The organism is Vulgatibacter incomptus (assembly GCF_001263175.1).
Taxonomy (GTDB): domain Bacteria; phylum Myxococcota; class Myxococcia; order Myxococcales; family Vulgatibacteraceae; genus Vulgatibacter; species Vulgatibacter incomptus.
Genome location: NZ_CP012332.1, coordinates 1,806,196 through 1,825,995, shown reverse-complemented (window position 1 = coordinate 1,825,995; position 19,800 = coordinate 1,806,196). Strand labels below are relative to the sequence as shown.

The following is a 19,800-nucleotide window of genomic DNA, read 5'->3' as shown; positions in this document are numbered from 1 at the left end:
ACGCCATCGCGGAGTCGCCTTTGGGTCTGGACACGAGCAGTGAGTTCCCGGAGCGGACCTCCTTCGTAGGGAGGGACCGGGAGCTCTCGGTGTCGCGGGACCTGCTCGGCGCCGGCACGAGGCTGCTGACCATCACCGGGCCGTCGGGCATGGGCAAGACCCGCCTCGCCCGGCGGTTGATCCGACAGGTCGACGTGCCGACCCGCGTGATCGGCCTTCGGGCTTGCAGGACCCAGGCGCAGCTTCGCGCCGCCGTCGCGGACGGCCTCGGCCTAGAGGAGCGGCGCGGTGAATCGATCGTCGGCAGCCTGGCCGCCCGTGGGCCGATGCTGCTCCTCTTCGACGACGTCGATCCGGCGGCGCGGGCCCTCGCGCCGGTGTTCGAGGAGTGGCTCGATCGCTGCCGCGATCTACGGCTGCTCGTGACCTCGCTCGTGCCGTTCGGCGTGAAGGGAGAGGTGCGCTTCGAGTTGGGGCCCCTCGACGAGGCCCACGCGATCGCCCTCTACCTCGATCGAGCGCGGGAGGCGTGGGCGGATCGCTCGTTCCCCGATTCCGAGCGCGAGCCGCTCGCCGAGCTGGTGCGACGGCTCGATCGGGTGCCGCTGGCCATCGAGCTGGCGGCGGCCCGGGTGCGGGTGCTCTCGCCCAAGCAGCTGCTCGAGCGGATCGACCAGCGGCTCGATCTGCTGCGGTCCGGAGACAGCTCCCTCGCGCAGGCGCTGTCGCTCTCCTGGAACCTGCTCACGCGCGCGGAGCAGCACGTCCTCGCGCGGGCGTCGGTCTTCGTGGGCGGCTTCACGCTCGAGTCGGCGGAGGCGATCCTGGGTGGCGACGGGATCGTCGATCGACTCGACGGGCTGCGCGAGAAGGCGTTGCTGCAGCTCGACGGCGACAGGTTCTCCATGTACGAGAGCATCCGGGCGTTCGCCGCCCGGCAGCTCGCGGCCCTCGGTGGCGAAGCGGAGCTCGAGCGCCTCCACGCCCACCACTTCGCGCTTGCCGGCGAGGAGTGGGCCGCGCGCGTCGAAGGCCCCGACGCCGGCGAGGCCCTGCGCTGGCTGACACTTGAGCGCGAGAACCTTCTCGTGGCCCACCAGCGTTCCTTCGCCAACGAACCCGGAGCCTCCGCCCGGTTGGGCATCGCCATCGCGGCGTTGTTCACCCGCGGCGGGCAGACATCGTTCGAGCGGGAGATCCTCGACGGCACCGTGCAGGCGGCGCGTCGCGACGGCGACCCAGCCCTCCTGGCGCGGGCGCTGTGGGAGCGTGGGCGCCTCTTCAAGCGGAGCGGCGAGGTCGCATCCGCCCGGCAGGACCTCGACGAGGGGCTCGCCATCTCCCGCGGCGGTCGGAGCGAGGGCGCCCTGCTCGTCGCGTCGGCCGCGCTGCGCGTTCCGGCGGCGGAGCCCGAAGCGCGAGAGGAGCTCGAGCGGGCGCTGGCCATCGCTCGTGAGGTGGGGGATCGCTATCTCGAGGGGCAGGCGCTCCTCGTGCTCGGCGCCCTCGAGGAGTGCCGAGGCGCCCTCGACGCCAGCGCACGATGGATGGAGGAGGCCCTCGCGGTCTTCCGCCAAGGCCGATACCTCCGCTACTGCGGCGTGGCGCTCCTCAACCTCGGAAGCATCCGATCCCATCGTGGACGTTTCAGCGCCGCGCGGCACGCGCTCGAGGAGGCATGCAGCATCTTCGGCTCCCTCGAGAACGTCGCCTCGCTCGCGTACGCGACGATCAACCTGGCCACTCTCTCCCTCGCCATGGGCGACCTAGACGAGGCGGAAAAGCACCTGCACGCGTTCCTGTCGATCGATCGGCGATCCGGCAACCGCCTGCTCCACGGCATCGCTACCGGGCACTTGGGGATCCTGTCCTTCGAGCGGGGCGATCTGCGCGAAGCCGACCGTCGGATCGCCGAAGGCGTCGCCACCTTGCGCGAGCTCGGCGCTCAACGATATTGGGCCACGCTGCTGCCGTTCCATGCCGCGGCGCTCGCGAAGCTGGGGCGCTGCGACGAGGCGCGCCGCGAGATCGAAGAAGCGCGCTCGGCCTTCGGCGAAGTCGGCGATCCCGCCAGCGAACGGATGCTCTCGCTCCTCGAGGGGATCATCGAGCTGAGCGCGGCCACAGGCGGCGGGGACCTGCCATCCGTCGAGGCCCGGCTGCGGGAGCGGCTGAGCGCGACCTCGGACGCGTCGCCGGAGACCGTCGAGGGGCTGTTCGTCGCCAGGCGTCTCCTCGAAAAGGCGCTCGCCGAGCGCGAGCCGACGGCTCCGGGAGGGGACGAGCCGACCGTCTTGCGCATCGGTCCGGAAGCGGCCTTCTTCGCCCTGGGCGACGGCGCCACCGTGGACCTGCGGAAGCGGAGCGCGGTCCGACTCATCCTCCGTGGCCTCGTCGAGAACCGGCTGCGTGCCCCAGGTACGGGGACGAGCAGCGACGAGCTCGCCAGCATCGGCTGGCCCGGCGAGAAGATCCTCCCCACCGCTGCGGGCGCCCGGGTCTGGAGCGCCATCCGCATCCTTCGTTCGCTGGGGTTGGCCCCCGTTCTGCTGCGCCATGCCGACGGCTATCTGCTCGATCCGGAGCTCGCGATCGCGCCCCCTACGGAGGCAGGCGCCGGATCGTCCGGCCGACGCCTCGTCACGGGCTGATGGCGCTCGGCCCGAGCGCGAGCACCACCTCGTCCACCTCGCAGCCGCGGGCACGTGAAAAGAAGCGGTCGCGCCCCACTGGCTGGAAGCCGCACTTCTCCAGCACCCGCAGCGAAGCGACGTTGTCCTGCACGACCCGAGCGTGCAGCGGACGTTCCTGCAGCTCGGTGAGGAATCGTTCGAGCGCGTCGGTAGCGATCCCGTGGCCCCAATGCGCCCGGCCGAGCCAGTACGCCACCTCGCGCGAATCGTTGCGGAGGAAGGTGGCCACGTAACCGACCGCCTCGCCCCGATGCACGATCGTGCGGATGATGATGGTCGGCTCGCCAAGATTCCGTTCCCAGCGCGCCTCGAACGTCGCGCGATCGGCAGGATCGCTGGACGTGGAAGCAGCCATCCAATTGGCGGTCGAATCGAGCTGGTGCTCGAAGAACCGCTCGATGTCTTCCCGGGTCACGGCGCGTAGCTCGACCATTCGCTTTTCGTATCACAGGGGCGCGGGGGCCGTGAGAGCGCGATCACGACTGGATCGGCACCGCTCGATAGCCACGCGAATCCAGGCCTGGTTTCGAGGGCAATCTGCGGCTCGTCGTGGCCCGCGTCAGACGATGGTGGGCGTGGTTCCGCCTTCGGCGCGCAGCGCGGCGCCGTTGGTCGCCGAGGAAATAGGGCTCGCCAGGTAGGCGACGAGGTTGGCGATCTCGTCGGCCTCGATCATCCGCTGGAGGAGCGAGGTGGGTCGCTCCTTGCGGAAGAATTCCTTCTCGATCTCCTCGAGCGGGGCGTCGGGATCGCTCGCCACGCTCTTCAGGAAATCGACGATTCCCGCCGAGCGCGTCGGCCCCGGCATAACTGCGTTGACCGTCACCCGCGTGCCGCGCGTGCGCTCGGCCAGCCCGCGTGAGATGGCGAGCAGCGCCGTCTTGGTCATGCCGTAGTGGATCATGTCGGGCGGCACCATGAGCGCCGCATCGCTGGCGATGAAGACGATGCGCCCCCAGTTCCGCTCCAGCATGCCGGGCAGGTACTGGCGCGCGAGGCGGATGCCGCTGAGCACGTTGATTTCGAAATAGCGGCGCCAGTCCTCGTCGGTGATCTTCTCGAAATCCTTCGTCTCGTAGATGCCGAGGTTGTTGACGAGGATGTCGATCGCCGGCTCCTGCTTCAGCACGACCGCTGCGCCCTCCGCAGTCGACAAGTCGGCGACGACGCCACGGGCGCTCTCGCCTGCAGCCGCGATCTCCGCGACTGCAGCATCGACCGTCTTGCGGCTGCGGCCGCAGACGATCACGTCGGCGCCTTCGATCGCGAGCCTGCGCGCGATCGCCAATCCAATGCCCGCGGTCGATCCGGTCACAAGCGCCCGCTTGCCCTTCAACTCCAGGTCCATGCGATCACCTCGTCGTCACTCGAGCCGCTCGAGGCCATCCGGCCACGGCGTCGGTCGGATGGGATGCGCCTCCGTTGGTTCGGATTCCCGTGCCAGGGCGGACCGCGCCGCGACGACGCCCCGGCATCCGGGGCAACTATAGCCACGGTGCCAGGGATCGATTCTGTCCAGCGCCGGCCCACGACATTCCTGTCCCAACCGCCGTTTGGGCGTTTCGGTCGATCCCTCGTCTTTCCGCAGGCTTGCATCTGTGTATGAAGATTGCATCCGCCGGCGCGTTCAGTCCGAGTCCGCTCGGCCCGTCAACAGGCTGGCCGACCGCGGCGAGAATCGAGGCAGTTCGAGCTGTCAAACCCGCCGGCTGGAGGCCGGCTCCGTCCGAAAGGCACGAGTCATGATGAAGTGGTTGGTTCCGGTTGCGATGCTGGCTCTCTCGGGCTGTGGTGCTTCCAACGACGACGGCGGCCCCGCCGACGCCCTCGACTGCGCCTGGCTGGCGAGGGAGGACAACTGCTGGCGCACCACAGTCAACAGCATCCGCGCTTGTACTCCGCCCGCCTTCGCCGAGGCCGACGGCACGTTCAACGCCGGCCGGACCGAGTGCAGCTACGAGAGCGGCCACAAGATCACCTTCAAGGACGGCCTGCAGCTCCCCATGGGCGAGTTCTCGAACTGGGATCTCACCATCACCTCGGGCGGAGCGACCTGCGCCCACTTCGTGGAGAAGGAGACCGACTCCGGCGACTCGTCGATGGAGCTGACCGGTCCGAACGGCACGGTCCACCTGGAGGCAAACTGGGCCGGCTATTCGATCAGCTGCCCGGACGGCAAGCGCTATGCCACCAACAACCCGCTCGGCCTTCTCGAGTGCGGCATGAGCATGCTGCCCGGCACCGCCCGATCCACCTTCGACAACAGCGCCAGCCTTCAGCTGATCGGCCTGGGCAGCGCCGACTCGGTGGAGCTCTTCCTCTGCAACGACCCGATCCCGCTCTGATCAGAGCGCCCGCCGCGAAAAGAGAAAGGCCCGGACCGCCTTGAATGCGAATCCGGGCCTTTGAGAAGAACATGGTCGGCGCCGATCCGCACCGCCATCGCCCCGCTCCCGCCGCGAACTCGTGACCTCGCAGGCGCTCCCCTGTTTCAGCAGCAGGGTACAGAGCAGCCTGCCTTTTCACCAGGGAGCGAACTCCATGCGAATCCGCCACAGTCTCATCCTCGCCGGGCTTCTGGCCGCAGCCGGCTGCTCGAGCTCCGACGATCCGGTGGAGGTCCCTCCGACCGGGACCACCGCGCAGCTCGCGCTTCTCGAGTCCACGGATCTCCACACCAACATCCGTAGCTACGACTACTACAAGCTCACCAACGACGAGAGCGTCGGCTTCGAGCGCCTCGCCACCCTCATCAAGCAGGCCCGTGCCGAGTTCCCCAACTCGATGCTCTTCGACAATGGCGACACCATCCAGGGTACGGTCCTCGCCGATCACCAGGCCATCGTCAGCCCCATCGCCTGCGACCAGAAGCTCGCCATGTACAAGGTGATGGACGCGGTCGGCTACGACGCCGCCGGCGTGGGGAACCACGAGTTCAATTACGGGCTCGGCTTCCTCAGCCAGGTCACCGGAAACCGCTTCGAGGTCGACGTCACGCCCGACCCGAGCGGTCAGTCGTGCACCGGACCGAAGTTCCCGATCGTGCTCGCCAATGTCCTCAGCGCGAAGACGAACAAGCCGCTCTTCCAGCCGTACGTGATCCTCGACAAGCAAGTCTCCGCCACCGATCCCGACGGCAACGCGATCACCGCGACCGTCAAGGTCGGCGTCATCGCCTTCACTCCTCCCACGATCATGAACTGGGACAAGCGGTGGCTCGAAGGCAAGGTCTACACTGCCGGCCTCAAGGAGACCGCGGAGAAGTACGTCCCCGAGATGAGGAGCAAGGGCGCCGACCTCGTGGTCGCCATCTCCCACGGAGGCCTCGACGACCGCGCCTACTCGGACACGATGGAGAACGGGAGCTACTACCTCTCGCAGATCCCCGGCATCGACGCCCTGTTGCTCGGTCACTCGCACCAGACCTTCCCGGACGCCAACAGCGCCGCGACGCAGTTCAACCTCCCTGGCGTGGACAAGGTCGCGGGCACGGTCAACGGCGTCCCCGCGGTGATGGCGAACTTCTGGGGCAAGCACCTCGGCGTGATTGCGCTCGAGCTCACCTACGATGGTCGCCACTGGACGGTGAACAAGGACGAGACGAAGGCCGAGGCGCGCGCCACCAAGACCGGCGACAAGCCGGCGACCTACGTCGATGCGGACGCGGAGATCGCCTCGCTGATCGCGCCCGAGCACGAGGCCGCCATCGCCTACGTCAAGACGCCGATCGGCAGCACCGACTTCCGGATGACCACCTACTTCGCGGACGTGGGCGAGGTCGGCGCGATCCAGGTCGTCAACCAGGCCCAGGCGGCCTACGTGAAGGCGTATGTCGACGCGAACCTTCCGCAGTACGCCTCCCTCCCCGTGCTCTCGGTGAGCGCTCCGTTCAAGAGCGGCTTCGCGGGCGGCGGTGACTACACGGACGTCAACGCGGGCTCCCTCGCGATCAACAACGCGGCCGACCTCTACCTCTATCCGAACACCGTTTATGCGGTGAAGGTCACCGGCGCCGGCCTCAAGGCCTGGCTGGAGAAGGCGGCCTCGCGCTTCAACCAGATCGATCCCACCAAGACGGAAGACCAGCCGCTCGTCAGCACCTTCCCGGGCTACAACTTCGACGTGCCGACCACGGCGGATCTTCGCTATGAGATCGACGTCACCCGGCCGCTCGACAGCCGGATCAAGTCGCTGAAGTACAAGGGCGTCGACCTGAAGGATTCGGACGAGCTCATCGTCGCGACCAACAACTACCGCGGCAGCGGCGGCGGCGGGTTCCCGGGCCTGGACGGAACGAACGTGATCTACGCTTCTCCGGACGCGAACCGGGACGTGTTGATCAATTTCGTCAAGGAGGCGAGGAATCTCACTCGCGAGGCGAACGGCTCGGCCCGCAGCTGGTCCTTCACCAAGGTCACCACGTCCGGCAAGGTCACGTTTGCCTCTGCTCAGGGCAAGCTCGACGTCGCCACCGCGGCAGGCCTCAACAACATCAGCGTGCTGATGGCAGACGACGGCAGCGGGAAGGGCACCGCGCTGTACGCCATCGACCTGAGCAAATAGCGCCACCGCTCATGTCGAATTCGAAGCGATTGATCGCCGCCGCAACGTTGGTTGCGGCGGCCGTTGTTCTGGCCAGTTCGTCCGCCGACCTGGTCCTGGCCGTCCGCGAGCCCTCACGGATCGCCGCGCTCGGGGCTCGCGCGTTCGCCGGAGGCGATCTCCGCGCACGTTTCGAGCTCCAGATCCTGTCGCTCGCGGGGCACGCGGACGCGAAGCGGATGATCGGCGAAGCCATCCTCGACGGTGCGACCTCGAAGCCGCCCGAGGAGGGCCTGATGTACTTGCGCGGCGCCGCGGCCTCCGGAGATCGGGGCTCGCAGCGGATTCTGGGCAAGGCGCTCCTCTTCGCCCGAGGAGGGATCCGCAAGGATGAGGTGGAGGCGCGACGCTGGCTCGAGTCCGCGGCGGAGGCGGGTGATGCCGCGTCGGCCTATTATCTGGGCCTGCTGTTTCGCACGCCGGGGCCGGACTACGATCCGTCCGAGGGAGCGAGGTGGCTGAAGCTCGCCGCAGCTCAGGAGCTCCCGGAGGCGCTCTTCGCGCTCGGGAATGCCTACCGGATGGGCGATGGTGTCGAGGTCGACGAGCAAAGGGCCGTCGACTGCTACATGCGCGCCGCGGAGCATGAGCACCCTGCGTCGCTCCAGGCGCTCGCCATGGCATTTCGGAACGGCGAGCTCGGGCTCGCGCGAGACGAGGAAAAGGTGAGCGAGCTGCTCCTCGACCTGGAGCACGCGATTCGAGACGCGCCGACGCCGCCCTGACGCTCGGCAGAGGCGGGCACTGCGGCGTTCTGTCGTATGGGTGTCAGATGGTTCTGTCGCTTTATAGGCGGAACCTGCGTGATAGCCTGAGCCGCTTCAGCGCGAATTGGGGGGCTCAGCATGCGCCGAATCGCATGGGTAGTCGCGTTCTCGTCGGTTCTCATCGGCTGTCGCGGCGGAGAACCGTCGCGATCAGGCAATGAGCAGCAGACGCCGTTGCAGGTGGCGCTGAGGGCCTCGGCACGCTCCGTCGAACCTGGTGGTCCCGTCGATCTGTCCTGGACCGTGCGGAGCGGAGGGCAAGCCTGGGTTTCTCTCGCCGACGCCAGCGGCTGGTCGGACCCTGTCAGCCCCGTGGATTCGATTCGTGTCAACCCCGTGTACACGACCGAGTACGTCCTCCGAGCGTTTACCGCCGATCAGGAGTCAGGGGAGGCAAGAGTGACCATCGAGGTCGTTCCTCAGCTCGAACCAACGGCTGCTGTGGTCGTCGATCCCGGCGCTCAGCAGAGGTTCTGGATCACGGGGACGAACGACCTGTCCAGCAAGCGCTTCAGATGGTCCGCGTCGGGCGGCACGCTGGAGCCCGGATTCGCAAGCGCATTGTGGACAGCGCCAACCGTGTCCGGGCAATACACGATACGTGTCGGCCTCCCAGCCGGTGCGGACATCGTCCACCGCGTGGAGGTGCGGACCTCCGCGGCACGCGGTCAGCCGCTCGCTGGGGCTTTCGGCCAGCCTGACGCCCGTACCACGAAGGACGTCGTAGCTGCATCGGACGGGAGCCTCTGGGCTCTCGGCCAGCGTTCCTTGCTGCGCAGGGAGCCGGGCTCGATGGGGTGGCGATCGGCAAACGATGGATTGGACTTCCGGCCCATGAAAATCGCGCCGGGACCGGATGGCAGCGTATGGGTGACCGGCGGAACCAACCCTCCGGGTTCTTCTCGGCTGGAGGTGGCCCATTGGGATCCCGTCGAGGCGCAGTGGATACGGGAGCTCGGGCCTTGGGATTCTTCCGGCATCGGCCGACTCGTGTCCGTGAGTGCCGACGGTGCGGTCGTGGTGAGTAGTGACGGGGGGCGAATCTGGAGCCGTGCCGCGGGCGCGTCGACGTGGGTTCGTCTCCCGGATCCAGGGGTGAGCGTATCTGGGATGTTTCTCACCGCGGATCACGGTCTGGTCGTGCATTGCCGCGGCGGCCCGGCGCTGTGCCCCTCGGAGTTGATTCGCCTGGTGATGGCCGGAGGTGCCTGGGAGCCGCTACCGCCCCCACGAAATGATCATGTCGGAAGCGATTCCAATGGGCGGCTCTTTGCCTGGGGCAACCAGGGCCTCCTCAGGCTGGGATTCGATGGCGCTTGGGAAGATCTCTCCGAAGGGCTGCCCTCTCCGCGCTCTCTCCGGGACATCGCGTATGTCCCCGACCGGTACATCGCTGCGACCGAGCAGGGGCTCTTCGTGCGCGACGAGGGGGGCGTCTTCAGCCCGTTCGTAGCTGCTCCGCCGGTGCGATCCGATCGCTACACGACCGAGTCCCTGCTCGCGCTCGGAGATGGCGACGTTCTCTTGCTCAATGGTAGCGGCATGTGGCGACTGCCGGCAGGCGGTGACGCGTTTCTGCCAGCCGCAGCAGCCGGCGATCCCGCTGGCGGACTCGCTGTCACTGCCCTTGCCTTGGGCCCGGAAGGGACGGCGGCGATCGCGGCATCGAATCGGCAGGGGCGCGGGGCGGCCCCGCTGCTCTTCCTGCGGGCAAAGGGGAGCAGCGCCTGGCTCGAAGCATCCGTCGAGACAGAAGCCGCGGCTCCGATCCTCCAAGTTGCGTTCGAGGAGGATCAAAGCGTCCTCGCGCGTTCCGAGCGTCAGTTGCTGCGCGTGGGCCTCGACGGAAACGTCGTGGAGCGGATATCGCTCGATGGGCTCCCTGAAGACTTCCGCCTCGACGACCTCGTGACGGCTGCGGATGGCACCCGATATGTCGTCGCGTCCGGCCAGCTGTTCGAGCTCACGCGTGCAGGTGCGAGGACGATCGAGCTGGGCCACAGAATTGGTCCTGTCGCCGTTGCCCCCGATGGCACGCTCGTCGGGGATTCGGCAAACGGGCCACTCTCGGTCGAACCTCGCGACGGCACGAGCCGACGCCTGGGCGTGTGGCCAATCTCGTTTCGGCAATGGTATGGTTTCCATTCGGTCCAGGTCGACAAGGAAGGGACCGTTTGGGCGACGACGTACGATGGAGTGCTTCGCCTCGAAGAGGGCGCGTGGCGACCCGCAGGGAGCGGCCCTTGCAGCTTCCAGTTGGTGACGTTGCACGTCGGGGCCGACGGAAACGCCTACTGTGCCGATGACACGCGCCTCTATGTGTTCGACGGCCGCAAAAGGGATTGGGTGCCGCTCTCTGCTCCTTTCCAGATCGGGGCGATCACGTGGTCTGGCAATCGACCGACCGCGATGGCCACGGCTCCGGACGGCACGCTCTGGCTCGGCTTCAACGAAGGCGGCGTCCTCGAGATGCCGGTGCGGTAGGCGCGCGACCGTGACCGCGACCGGTTTGACCGAAGCGGTGGGTCCTGCTTCAATCTGCCTATGGGGAAGACACTCTTTGTCGCTTTGTGGACGACCGCGTTCCTGACGCTCGTCGGCTGTGGTTCGCCTTCAGACACTCCGACGCTCGAACGCCGCTGGGAGTGGAAGTCCGCGGGGAAGTGGGGAAGGGCGCTCTCGCTTCTCGAGAACCCGCAGAGCCGCGAGCTCTACGTGGGCGTTGGTTTCTACGAGAAGGCAGAGGTCGTTGCGCTCTCGCCCAATGGAGAGACCGCTTGGACCACGGCCATCTCGGAGACGCGATGCCCCCTTTGCGACACACCCGCCGTCAACTGCCGGCCCGTCCCCACCGACGACTGGAGCGCGCTCTGGTTCGGTGAGACCCAGGCGGCGGAGCGGTCGTTGTGGCGGGTCGACCCTTCCGCACATACCTCGGCGCCGGTCCGCCTCGATCACCCCGAGGCGTTATCCCGGAGTGTTGCACTCTGCGCGGAGACCACCGCGCTCACTCCCGACGGCGCTCGCTTCCTACGCCCCGGCGTGTGGGAAGATTCGATCTACGAGATCGATCGCGACGGTAGGATCACCAATACTTTCGCGTTCGGGAAGAACGTGACCCAGGTCGTCCACCTGGAGGGAGACGAATACCTCGTCGTTCTTTACGACGTCCTCGATCCGTACGGCGAAGAACCACACGAGAGCGGCATGGTGCTCCGGTGGAACCACCGCACCAACGAGAGTACCGTCCTGTCGTTCCCCTATCTCGTTCGCGAGGTGGTGAGCTCGAGCGGTTGGATCGTGGCGCTCGTCGATTTGAACCAGGGCAAGTTCCGCGACGGCTTCGCGGAGATCGTCCTCTCTGGGAACCACGCGGAGATGCGCCGCCTGGGCGACCTGGTGGTCGAGAACCCAATCCGCTTCGCGCTCCGCCCGGAGAAGCGCCAGATTGTCGTAGGCTACGATTACCTCGACCCAGATCTGCGTGGGCGCGTGCGCGTTTTCGCTGCCGACGGCGAGCTGGTCGCAACAGGCCGCGTCTCCGACACGGACATACCAACGGTCAACGATATCATCGTCAGCCACGATGGCTCGACCGTCTACGCCGCGAGCGAATGGGCCGTGGAGGCGTTCGCGCTGCCGTAGGCTCGGTGCCGTCAAACGGCCCAGCATGACGAGATGCCCGTCCCGTTTGTGACGGGCAGAATCCGAACCTGGGCCAAGGATGCAGATCGCCAGGCGCGGCGGTTGCGGTCGGGACAAGGATCGGAAGAGAATCGCCCTCTTGCCATGACGACCTCCTTCGAGCTCTTTCACGCCATCGCCGATCCCGGATGCGCAGCGGCACGCCGCCTCGTCGCCGATCTCGGACTCGGCGATCGGATCGCCTTTCGCAACGTCTTCTACGCCGAGGCGCAGACCGATTTCTCGAGCAGGGGCGGGCAGCTGCTTCCCGCGCTCTGGGACGGCGGCCAGCTCCATCAAGGATGGGAGGCGGTCGATCGGCTGCTCAGGAGAATCGTACGGGAGCCTGGCATCTCGAGCGCTCCGATCGGATCGGCCTTGGGCGTCGAGGATTGAGGCGCAGCGCGTAGGGCTTCGACCGCCTCTTGTCCTACTTTCATCGGGAGCGAGGTGTTCGTCTACTCGGCGTCATGCCAGTGGCCGTGCTCCTGCGACCAGACCTTGCCATCCGGCGGGAGCCCAGGCGGCTGGGCCCTCGGGACCGCGGCCCCTCCGGCTTCCTGGCCGTCGGCCGTGTGCCAATGTCCGTGCTCGGCGGACCAGACCAGGCCCTTCGGGTCGAAGGCGTCCGAGTCGATGATGACCGTCGCCATCCACACCGCGCCGAGGAGCAGCACCAGGCCCGAGACCGCCAGGAGGACCTTGGACCAGTCGCCCTTGCCGGCGGCGGCCGCCTTGTCGCAGCAGAACTTGAACTTCTTGCCGCTTCCACAGGGGCAGGGGGCGTTTCGGCCAGTCTTCACTGATTCCTCCAATGCGCGCGAGTCGAGCGCATGGACTCGCCCTCCCTGGCACTATCGTCGGCGGGAGAAATCTTCAACCGGATCGGTGGTGCCTCGGCCGCCGGCGCAAGTGTGGTGCCAGAAGCGCCGGGGCGCTCGATCATGCGCCTGCTCGTGCGCGGGCGCCCCTCTGTTCGTGGATTTCAGCCATCCGCTGGTTCCGCCGGCGCACCGAGACGGCACGCGCCTTAGCGGCGGTCGTGGAGATCGCACGTCACGGAGTGTTCTTGTAGAGCAGCCAGCGCCGATTGGTCTCGGATGCGCCCGTGTTGACCACGAGATCCGGCTTGCCGTCGCCGTCGAGATCCATCGTGGTCCAGTCGTAGTAGGCGAGGGTGAAGAAGCCGTCCGGATGGGGCGAATCGGCAGGAAGGGTCCACTCCGTGGCCGTCGCAGTGAAGCCGCTACCCGTGTTCTTGTAGAACAGCCAGTGCGGATTGCTCTCGGATGCGCCGGTGTAGACCACGAGATCCGGCTTGCCGTCGCCATCGAGATCCATGGTGGTCCAGTCGTAGTAGCTGAAGGTGAAGAAGCCGTTCGGGGAGGGCGAATCGGGAGGAAGGGACCACTCCGTGGCCGTCGCAGCGAAGCCGCTGCCCGTGTTCTTGTAGAGCAGCCAGTGCGGATTGCTCTCGGATGCGCCGGTGTACACCACGAGATCCGGCTTGCCGTCGCCATCGAGATCCATGGTGGTCCAGTCGTAGTAGCTGAAGGTGAAGAAGCCGCCCGGAAAGGGCGAATCGGCAGGAAGGGACCACTCCGTGGCCGTCGCAGCGAAGCCGCTGCCCGTGTTCTTGTAGAGCAGCCAGCGCCGGTTGGTCTCGGACGCGCCGGCGTTCACAACGAGATCCGGCTTGCCGTCGCCGTCGAGATCCATGGTGGTCCAGTCGTAGTAGCTGAAGGTGAAGAAGCCGTCCGGATGGGGCGAATCGGCAGGTAGGGACCACTCCGTGGCCGTCGCAGCGAAGCCGGTTCCCGTGTTCTTGTAGTCCAGCCAGCGCCGATTGGTCTCGGATGCGCCCGTGTTGACCACGAGATCGGGCTTGCCGTCGCCGTCGAGATCCATCGTGGTCCAGTCGTAGTAGGCGAGGGTGAAGAAGCCGTCCGGATGGGGCGAATCGGGAGGAAGGGACCACTCCGTGGGGGTCGCAGCGAAGCCGCTGCCCGTGTTCTTGTAGAGCAGCCAGTGCGGATTGCTCTCGGATGCGCCGGTGTAGACCACGAGATCCGGCTTGCCGTCGCCGTCGAGATCCATGGTGGTCCAGTCGTAGTAGCCGAAGGTGAAGAAGCCGTCCGGAGAGGGCGAATCGGGAGGAAGGGACCACTCCCTCGCCGTCGCAGCGAAGTGCGTGCCCGGGCTCTGCGTGCTGCCGCCACCACCTACGCCGCCGGTGCCGCCACCGACGCCGCCGGTGCCGCCACCTTCGCCGCCGGAGCCACCGCCAACGCCGCCGGAGCCTCCACCTTTGCCGCCGGAGCCGCCTCCTTCGCCGCCGGCGCCTGCCGAAGCTGCCGGCGAACCATCGGGAACGCTGGGCGAGCACCCGCCCCCGAGGGACAAGACCAAGACGGCGAGGATCGAGGAACGAAGGATATGGGCGCGCAGGCGGTTATTCATCAGAGCACAATACCGTATGCGCGGGCAGGCGTCTTGCCTGGGGTCAGCGGACGATCAGCGGGCGCTGCCTCCCGACGCGTCGCCGCGCGCGTCCGACTGCACTCCCGTCGCGCCTGAGGCTGAATGTGTGTCGAGCGTCTGAACTATTGACCCCCTCGGGACAGAACTTCTGACCCCCGCGCCCGGCCTCTGAAACGGAGGCTCGAGTGGAGATGGAGGCAAGAGTCGTGACACCCCCGCAGGTCGCGGAGGTGCCGATGATCGACGCGGAGGTCGTCCAGCCGATGCGAGTCCTTGCTGGGTTGGGCTGGGGCGCAAAGCGGATTGGTGCGGAGCTGGGCATCGCCCGGAGCACGGTCAAGCGGTACATCCGGGACGGCGTCGTCTCCGGTATTCAGGTTCACCTGAAGCAGCGGAAGCTCGACGACGACGCGAAGGCCAAGGCGGTTGCGCTGTTCGACAGCACCGCCGAGGGCTGCGGCTGGGCCCGCGCGTGCACCCTGGTTGACTGCGGCAACAGGTTCGTCGTCGATCTCACTGGAACCTTCCGCACCGATCGGCCCGTCGTTGTGCGGGGCCTCGCGGATGGGAACGAGTTCACGTGCGAGGCGGACGAATCGACCGGCTTCGGTCGGGAGCAACCCTGCTCGTCTTCTGGGATCGCGCTCGAAAACGGGCGGTTCTACGGAGAGTCGATCGTTCACGCCGAGCTGATGTTCCGCGGCGTCCTCTGCGCGGTGGATCTCCAGGTCGTCCAGTTGGATTCCGTGCTCGCAGAAGCGAGCTTCGCGCCTGAGTACGACCTCGTGGCACCCAACGGCCTCGCGTGTGGTCCGCTATGCTGGGTGACGATGGCGTCGTTGGCTCCGCAGGGCTGAAGGAGTTCACATGCCGATCGGCATTCGCTCCATCCGCTCCATCAGCTTCGCCGCGCGCTGGCTCGCACCAGGCGGTCGAGCTCGCGATCGAGGGTCGCCGCGAAACGCTGTCGATCCTGGGGGCCGAAGCCCTTTGGACCCCCGGTGACCACGCCGCCCTCGCGCAGCTCGTGCATGAAGTCCCGCACGGAGAGTCGCTCCTCGATGTTCTCCTCGGTGAAGAGCTCGCCCCGCGGATCCAAGACGGCCACGCCCTTGGGAACGAGCTGCGAGGCCAGAGGGATGTCCTGCGTCACAGCGAGATCTCCGCGTGCTGCCTGAGCCGCGATGTAGGCGTCAGCTACGTCGAGGCCCCTGCCCACCTGAACCGTCGACACGAACTCAGAGCGGGGAAGGTTGAGCGGCTGGTTCGCCACGAAGACGACGGGGACCTTCAGTCGAATCGCCGCGCGGACGACGATCTCCTTCACCGGCCCCGGGCACGCGTCTGCATCGATCCAAATCCGCAAAGAAGGCCTCGCTGCGCCGCATTCTGGCGCACCGATAGTTTGTACCAAGCTGCAAGGCGCCGCCTAGCGGGAGGTGGACGGTATGCGCGCACTTCTGCCGAGGGGCAAGCTCTACGCATTCTCCACAGGCGGCGGCCATCACGGCGGCAAAGCGGGCGATGAAGTTTTCGTGCGGGGCCGGCGTCGAGGACTTGCACGAGGCCGTGAGCCCGATGCCCTCGGCCCCGCGTTCTACCGCCACGGTGGAGGGTGAGGCCGAGCATCAACTTCCATCGAGCCGCACCTGCGTCCAGGCCCTCGCCGCTTGTTTCAGCGCGCCCGCCGGGAAAAAAGGATGGCCCGGAGCGGCTCGAAAAACGAAGGCGAAGCCGGGCCCCTACATGGAGCGGGAAACGGGATTCGAACTCGCGGCCCCCAGCTTGGGAAGCCTTTCGTGGGCTTGTCACCGGGGTCGAGGGATTGCCCGGCGTCGAACCGGATGGGCAATTGCCGGAAAATACTGGGGATTCCGAGACGGCTGTTTCGCACGCCACTTCACCGGCCTCACCGCCTCGCACCCGGATTGGTGCATACTAGGTGCAGGGTAGTGACGGACAGGGGAGAAGGGCCAAGGTCTCCCCCACCTTGCAGGCCACTGCTGGTGGGCTGCTCTCGGTCCGGTTGGTCGCGACCTTCCTCGGCGTCTCCACCGCGACGGTCTACAAGCTCTACGCCTCGGGCGATTTGCAATCGATCCGGGTTGGAGCGGCACAGCGGGTGAGCCGGGAGGCGCTGGCCCGGTAGGTAGTGGCACGCGAGGGGTGACGCCCTGCGCGAAGCGTGCAGCAATCCTGAAGGGAACTCGCGTGCTGGTGCGTCTTGCTGAACGACCACGCCCCAGATGGGAGGCCGACCGAATGAGCGTTTCCTACCGCTCCAGAACCGCAAGCCGGGTTTCGGCAGGAACTGCGAAGCCGCGTATCGATGCCGATGCGCCGGAACCGAACATTGCCGGTGAGTTCACGCCGTGGATCCGCTGGGCCGACCGGCTGTCCGTCCCAGATGGCCTTGGCGGCCATGTCCACGAGCACGGAGGCGTGTACCTGCTCGCTCACTTCCCGATTCGTGTGCCACGCGGCCCAGCGGACTTCCTCCACAGCAGCGTCGTCTACGTCGGTGAAGGAGGCCACCTGAAGAGTCGCTGGTATGCCTTCCAGCGTTCAGCCCTCCACGGCCTTGTGGGCCATTCAGGTGGACATTCGCATCGCGCATGGCGGGAGTTGTCCGGTGCGGAATGGGAGACCCTGCACGTCGCCGCGCTTCCGATCTGGTTCGAGAGCGAGGGCTCGACAGATGCACCTACTTCGCTTGCGCGGCGCTTTCGCCTGCACCTCGAACAGCTCCTCCTTTGGAAACTGGCCGTTCTTCGCAGAGGAAAGAAACTGACGCTTCTAAACGCGAAGTAACGTCATGGGTCGCGTGACACTCGTGCAATCACCGCAGCGCGGCGTGGCAGATCGCCGCGACAAGCCAGACCGACGGAGCAAATCGTGCCACAGTGCTTTGTGATCCAGCCCTTCGACAAGGGGGGCAAGTTTGATCGCCGCTTCAGAGAAACCTTCAAGCCTGCGATAGAGAACGCCGGTTTTGACGCCTACCGAGTTGACAACGACCCCTCGGTGACGATTCCCATCACTGCCATCGAGGAGCAGATCCGAACGAGTGACGTGTGCCTTGCCGACGTGACGCAGATGAACCCAAACGTCTGGTTCGAGCTGGGGTTCGCGCTTGCCGCTCGAAAGGACGTGGTGATCGTTTGCGAAGAAGGGGCGTATCCGCACTACCCTTTCGATATCCAGCATCGCAGGGTAATCGCGTACTCCGGGCAGTCCGCGAGTGACTTCGATGCTCTCGAAAAGCAGATCGAAACGCGGTTAGAATCTCTCAAGACGCAGCAGCAGAACAGGGACAATCTTGCGGCCCTCCCGCCCATGAAGGACACAAGCGGGCTCTCGGCGCACGAGGTTGCGGCGCTCGTTCTGGTCATCCAGAACTCGATTGTGCCTGAAGATGACGACATCTCGGTGTGGTATCTCAAGAACGAGATGGAACGTTTGGGTTTCACTCAGGCTGCGACAGCGGTCGCCGTACACAAGCTAGCGCGACGGCATTTTGTGGAGTCGGTTCGGAGAGAGGACCCAAGCAGCGGAGAGGACTATACGGGCTACATTGCAACCGAGTTGGGTATCGAGTGGAGCATCGCGAACGAAGAGCGGCTGCAGCTTCGGAATACACGCCCCGCCAAGACCGGATCTGACGATCTTCCGTTCTGACCACCGCTCGGAGCCGCGAGGCCTACCCACCAAACGAGGAACCGTGGGCACCAACGAATAGACCGAAGCGGAGAACCGACCAGGCGCGCTGCATCGCCGAAGCAAGGGCCTGGTCGATTTCAAGTTCTAGGACATCTCTTCGTTACCGCACGAGTTGGGCTGGCCGTGGGTGAAGCGCTACAAGCCGCACTCGAACAAACAGCAGGCGCTGCTGCCCTTCATCAAGGTCCATGGCGAGACGCGCGGCTGGTCCACCGAGAGCGCCGAACCCACCTTAGATCCCGGCGAGATGACGGCGTCGGCGAGTGATTTACTAAAGCAGCCGCCTCCTCCGTTGCAGTCGATCGGCCAGGCATTCCCGGCGAAGATCGCAGCCCCGCCGTCCGAGCAACTTCTTCGCTCGCCGCAGGTCCTGGCATGGGTTCTCCGCGAGGCGGCAGGCAGGTGCGAGTGCTGCGGCAACCCTACACCGTTCAAGCGAGCCGATGGCGATCCTAACCTTGAAGTCCATCACCTACGCTGGCTCGCGAACGATGGGCGCGATACGGTCCCAAACGCGGTTGCCGTCTGCCGCACCTGCCACCGTCTGCTACACGACGCCGCCGAGGGAGGCGATGCCGTGGGGCGGCTGTACGCAAGCTTCTAGCAGGCTGCTGAAAAAACCAGCGCCGGGAGCCCCCGGACGGATCGACCGCTCCTGAGCGCCTGCGTAGAATCGCGCCTCTTCGTGGAGGATGCGATGCGCGGCAAGGTTGAACGACAGGCCTCGATGCTCACCCTGGTCGGACCCGACCAGCGGGTTCCCAAGGACCACCCGATCCGACGGATCAAGCTGCTGGCCGACCGCGAGTTGGAGCGCCTCTCGCCCGTCTTCGAGTCCATGTACGGCGGCACCGGCCGCCCGTCGATCCCTCCGGAGACCATCCTCAAGTCGTGCCTGCTCATCGCGCTCTTCAGTGTCCGAAGCGAGCGCCAGTTCTGCGAGCGCCTCGACTACGACCTGATGTTCCGATTCTTCCTCGACATGGGGATGACCGAGGAGAGCTTCGATGCCTCGACCTTCTCGAAGAACAAGGAGCGGCTGATCAAGGCCGATGTCGCGCGCCTCTTCTTCGAGGGCGTGGTTCGCCAGGCGAAAGACGCGGGGCTGATCTCCGCCGAGCACTTCACTGTCGACGGCACGCTCATCGAGGCGTGGGCGTCCATGAAGAGCTTCAAGAAATAGGGCGGGAAGGACGTCGAGCCGCCGGACGATCCGGGCAACCCGCCGGTCGATTTCCACGGGGAAAGGCGCAGCAACCAGACCCACGAGTCCTCCACCGATCCGGAGGCTCGCCTCGCACGCAAGGGCATGGGCCAGGAGGCGAAGCTCGCGCTGTCCGGGCACGTGCTCATGGAGAACCGAAACGGCCTCTGCCTCGACATCTCGATCTCGCAGGCGGACGGCCGCGCCGAGCGCCGCGAGGCACTTCGGATGCTGAAGCGCCAACGGGAGAGCGGGTTCTCCCCCGCAACGTTGGGCGCCGATCGAGGCTACGACGCCGCTGATTTCGTGCGCGACGTCTACGTCGAGGGCGTCGTGCCGCATGTGGCTCGCAAGCGCCGGCACTTCAGCGTGGACGCTCGGCTCGCGCGACAGGTCGGCTACCTCCACAGCCACCGTTGCAGGAAAAAGGTCGAGGAGATTCTCGGCTGGATGAAGACCGTCGGAGGGCTCCGGAAGACGCGTTATCGCGGGGTCGCCCGCACCCAACTCTGCGCCTACTTCACAGGAGCGGCCTACAACCTGCTGCGAATGTCGCTGCTGATTTGGAGCGCAGCATGAAAACGGCGAGGATCCTGGAGTGGAGGCGCGCCTTCAACGAGGCCTCGCCCTCGTTGCTCTCATGGCTCGA

The 19,800-nt window shown here is 66.4% G+C and carries 17 protein-coding genes and 1 pseudogene; 13 read left to right on the top strand and 5 right to left on the bottom strand.

Annotation, left to right across the window (positions count from 1 at the left end; genetic code table 11):
* Positions 1 to 20: 20 nt before the first annotated feature.
* Positions 21 to 2,651 (top strand): ATP-binding protein, encoded by a 2,631-nt coding sequence (locus AKJ08_RS07490; RefSeq protein WP_050725496.1) that lies wholly within the window; start codon positions 21 to 23, stop codon positions 2,649 to 2,651.
* On the opposite strand, the gene AKJ08_RS07485 is transcribed toward AKJ08_RS07490, so the two are convergent.
* Positions 2,641 to 3,126 (bottom strand): GNAT family N-acetyltransferase, encoded by a 486-nt coding sequence (locus tag AKJ08_RS07485; protein WP_050725495.1) that lies wholly within the window; start codon positions 3,124 to 3,126, stop codon positions 2,641 to 2,643. The two genes, AKJ08_RS07490 and AKJ08_RS07485, sit on opposite strands and share 11 nt — an antisense overlap.
* A gap of 126 nt (positions 3,127 to 3,252) precedes the next feature.
* On the bottom strand, positions 3,253 to 4,041 hold the full coding sequence (locus AKJ08_RS07480) for an SDR family NAD(P)-dependent oxidoreductase (RefSeq protein WP_050725494.1): 789 nt from the start codon (positions 4,039 to 4,041) through the stop codon (positions 3,253 to 3,255).
* Between the two features lie 394 nt (positions 4,042 to 4,435).
* Between AKJ08_RS07480 and AKJ08_RS07475 the strand changes: the two genes are divergently transcribed.
* From AKJ08_RS07475 to AKJ08_RS07450, 6 genes are all read left to right on the top strand, one after another.
* On the top strand, positions 4,436 to 5,038 hold the full coding sequence (locus AKJ08_RS07475; protein WP_050725493.1) for a hypothetical protein: 603 nt from the start codon (positions 4,436 to 4,438) through the stop codon (positions 5,036 to 5,038).
* A 196-nt stretch (positions 5,039 to 5,234) separates the two neighbouring features.
* Entirely contained in the window at positions 5,235 to 7,256 is a 2,022-nt protein-coding gene (locus AKJ08_RS07470) for a bifunctional 2',3'-cyclic-nucleotide 2'-phosphodiesterase/3'-nucleotidase (protein WP_050725492.1), read from the top strand.
* Positions 7,257 to 7,267: 11 nt separating this feature from the next.
* Positions 7,268 to 8,020 (top strand): tetratricopeptide repeat protein, encoded by a 753-nt coding sequence (locus AKJ08_RS07465; RefSeq protein ID WP_082342870.1) that lies wholly within the window; start codon positions 7,268 to 7,270, stop codon positions 8,018 to 8,020.
* Between the two features lie 120 nt (positions 8,021 to 8,140).
* Complete coding sequence (locus AKJ08_RS07460; protein ID WP_157370549.1) at positions 8,141 to 10,546, top strand: hypothetical protein; 2,406 nt, start codon at positions 8,141 to 8,143, stop codon at positions 10,544 to 10,546.
* Between the two features lie 60 nt (positions 10,547 to 10,606).
* The gene (locus AKJ08_RS07455) at positions 10,607 to 11,707 is read left to right on the top strand and encodes a hypothetical protein (protein ID WP_157370548.1); all 1,101 of its coding nucleotides are present in this window, start codon (positions 10,607 to 10,609) and stop codon (positions 11,705 to 11,707) included.
* Positions 11,708 to 11,851: 144 nt separating this feature from the next.
* Complete coding sequence (locus AKJ08_RS07450) at positions 11,852 to 12,142, top strand: hypothetical protein (protein ID WP_050725488.1); 291 nt, start codon at positions 11,852 to 11,854, stop codon at positions 12,140 to 12,142.
* A 62-nt stretch (positions 12,143 to 12,204) separates the two neighbouring features.
* Here the strand turns inward: AKJ08_RS07450 and AKJ08_RS07445 are convergent, their stop codons facing one another.
* Positions 12,205 to 12,549, bottom strand: coding sequence for an SEC-C metal-binding domain-containing protein (locus tag AKJ08_RS07445; RefSeq protein ID WP_050725487.1), 345 nt, complete (start codon positions 12,547 to 12,549; stop codon positions 12,205 to 12,207).
* A 253-nt stretch (positions 12,550 to 12,802) separates the two neighbouring features.
* Entirely contained in the window at positions 12,803 to 14,206 is a 1,404-nt protein-coding gene (locus AKJ08_RS07440; RefSeq protein ID WP_157370547.1) for an FG-GAP repeat domain-containing protein, read from the bottom strand.
* A 227-nt stretch (positions 14,207 to 14,433) separates the two neighbouring features.
* On the opposite strand from AKJ08_RS07440, the gene AKJ08_RS07435 reads away from it, so the two are divergent.
* Positions 14,434 to 15,084, top strand: coding sequence for a hypothetical protein (locus AKJ08_RS07435; RefSeq protein ID WP_050725485.1), 651 nt, complete (start codon positions 14,434 to 14,436; stop codon positions 15,082 to 15,084).
* A 41-nt stretch (positions 15,085 to 15,125) separates the two neighbouring features.
* Here AKJ08_RS07435 and AKJ08_RS07430 read toward each other — a convergent pair whose 3' ends face one another.
* A complete protein-coding gene (locus AKJ08_RS07430) occupies positions 15,126 to 15,593 on the bottom strand; it encodes a YaiI/YqxD family protein (protein WP_050725484.1) in 468 nt (155 codons plus the stop codon).
* A gap of 576 nt (positions 15,594 to 16,169) precedes the next feature.
* On the opposite strand from AKJ08_RS07430, the gene AKJ08_RS07425 reads away from it, so the two are divergent.
* The 5 genes and pseudogenes from AKJ08_RS07425 (at position 16,170) to AKJ08_RS07415 (ending at position 19,730) form a co-directional block, all read left to right on the top strand.
* Positions 16,170 to 16,376, top strand: a complete 207-nt coding sequence (locus AKJ08_RS07425; RefSeq protein WP_050725483.1) for a helix-turn-helix domain-containing protein — start codon at positions 16,170 to 16,172, stop codon at positions 16,374 to 16,376.
* A 113-nt stretch (positions 16,377 to 16,489) separates the two neighbouring features.
* The gene (locus tag AKJ08_RS19190; protein ID WP_157370546.1) at positions 16,490 to 17,038 is read left to right on the top strand and encodes a hypothetical protein; all 549 of its coding nucleotides are present in this window, start codon (positions 16,490 to 16,492) and stop codon (positions 17,036 to 17,038) included.
* 84 nt (positions 17,039 to 17,122) lie between these two features.
* Complete coding sequence (locus AKJ08_RS07420) at positions 17,123 to 17,905, top strand: TIR domain-containing protein (RefSeq protein WP_050725482.1); 783 nt, start codon at positions 17,123 to 17,125, stop codon at positions 17,903 to 17,905.
* Positions 17,906 to 18,074: 169 nt separating this feature from the next.
* Positions 18,075 to 18,551, top strand: coding sequence for an HNH endonuclease (locus AKJ08_RS18525; RefSeq protein WP_082342862.1), 477 nt, complete (start codon positions 18,075 to 18,077; stop codon positions 18,549 to 18,551).
* 93 nt (positions 18,552 to 18,644) lie between these two features.
* Positions 18,645 to 19,730, top strand: a pseudogene (locus AKJ08_RS07415) (IS5 family transposase).
* Positions 19,731 to 19,800 lie beyond the last annotated feature (70 nt).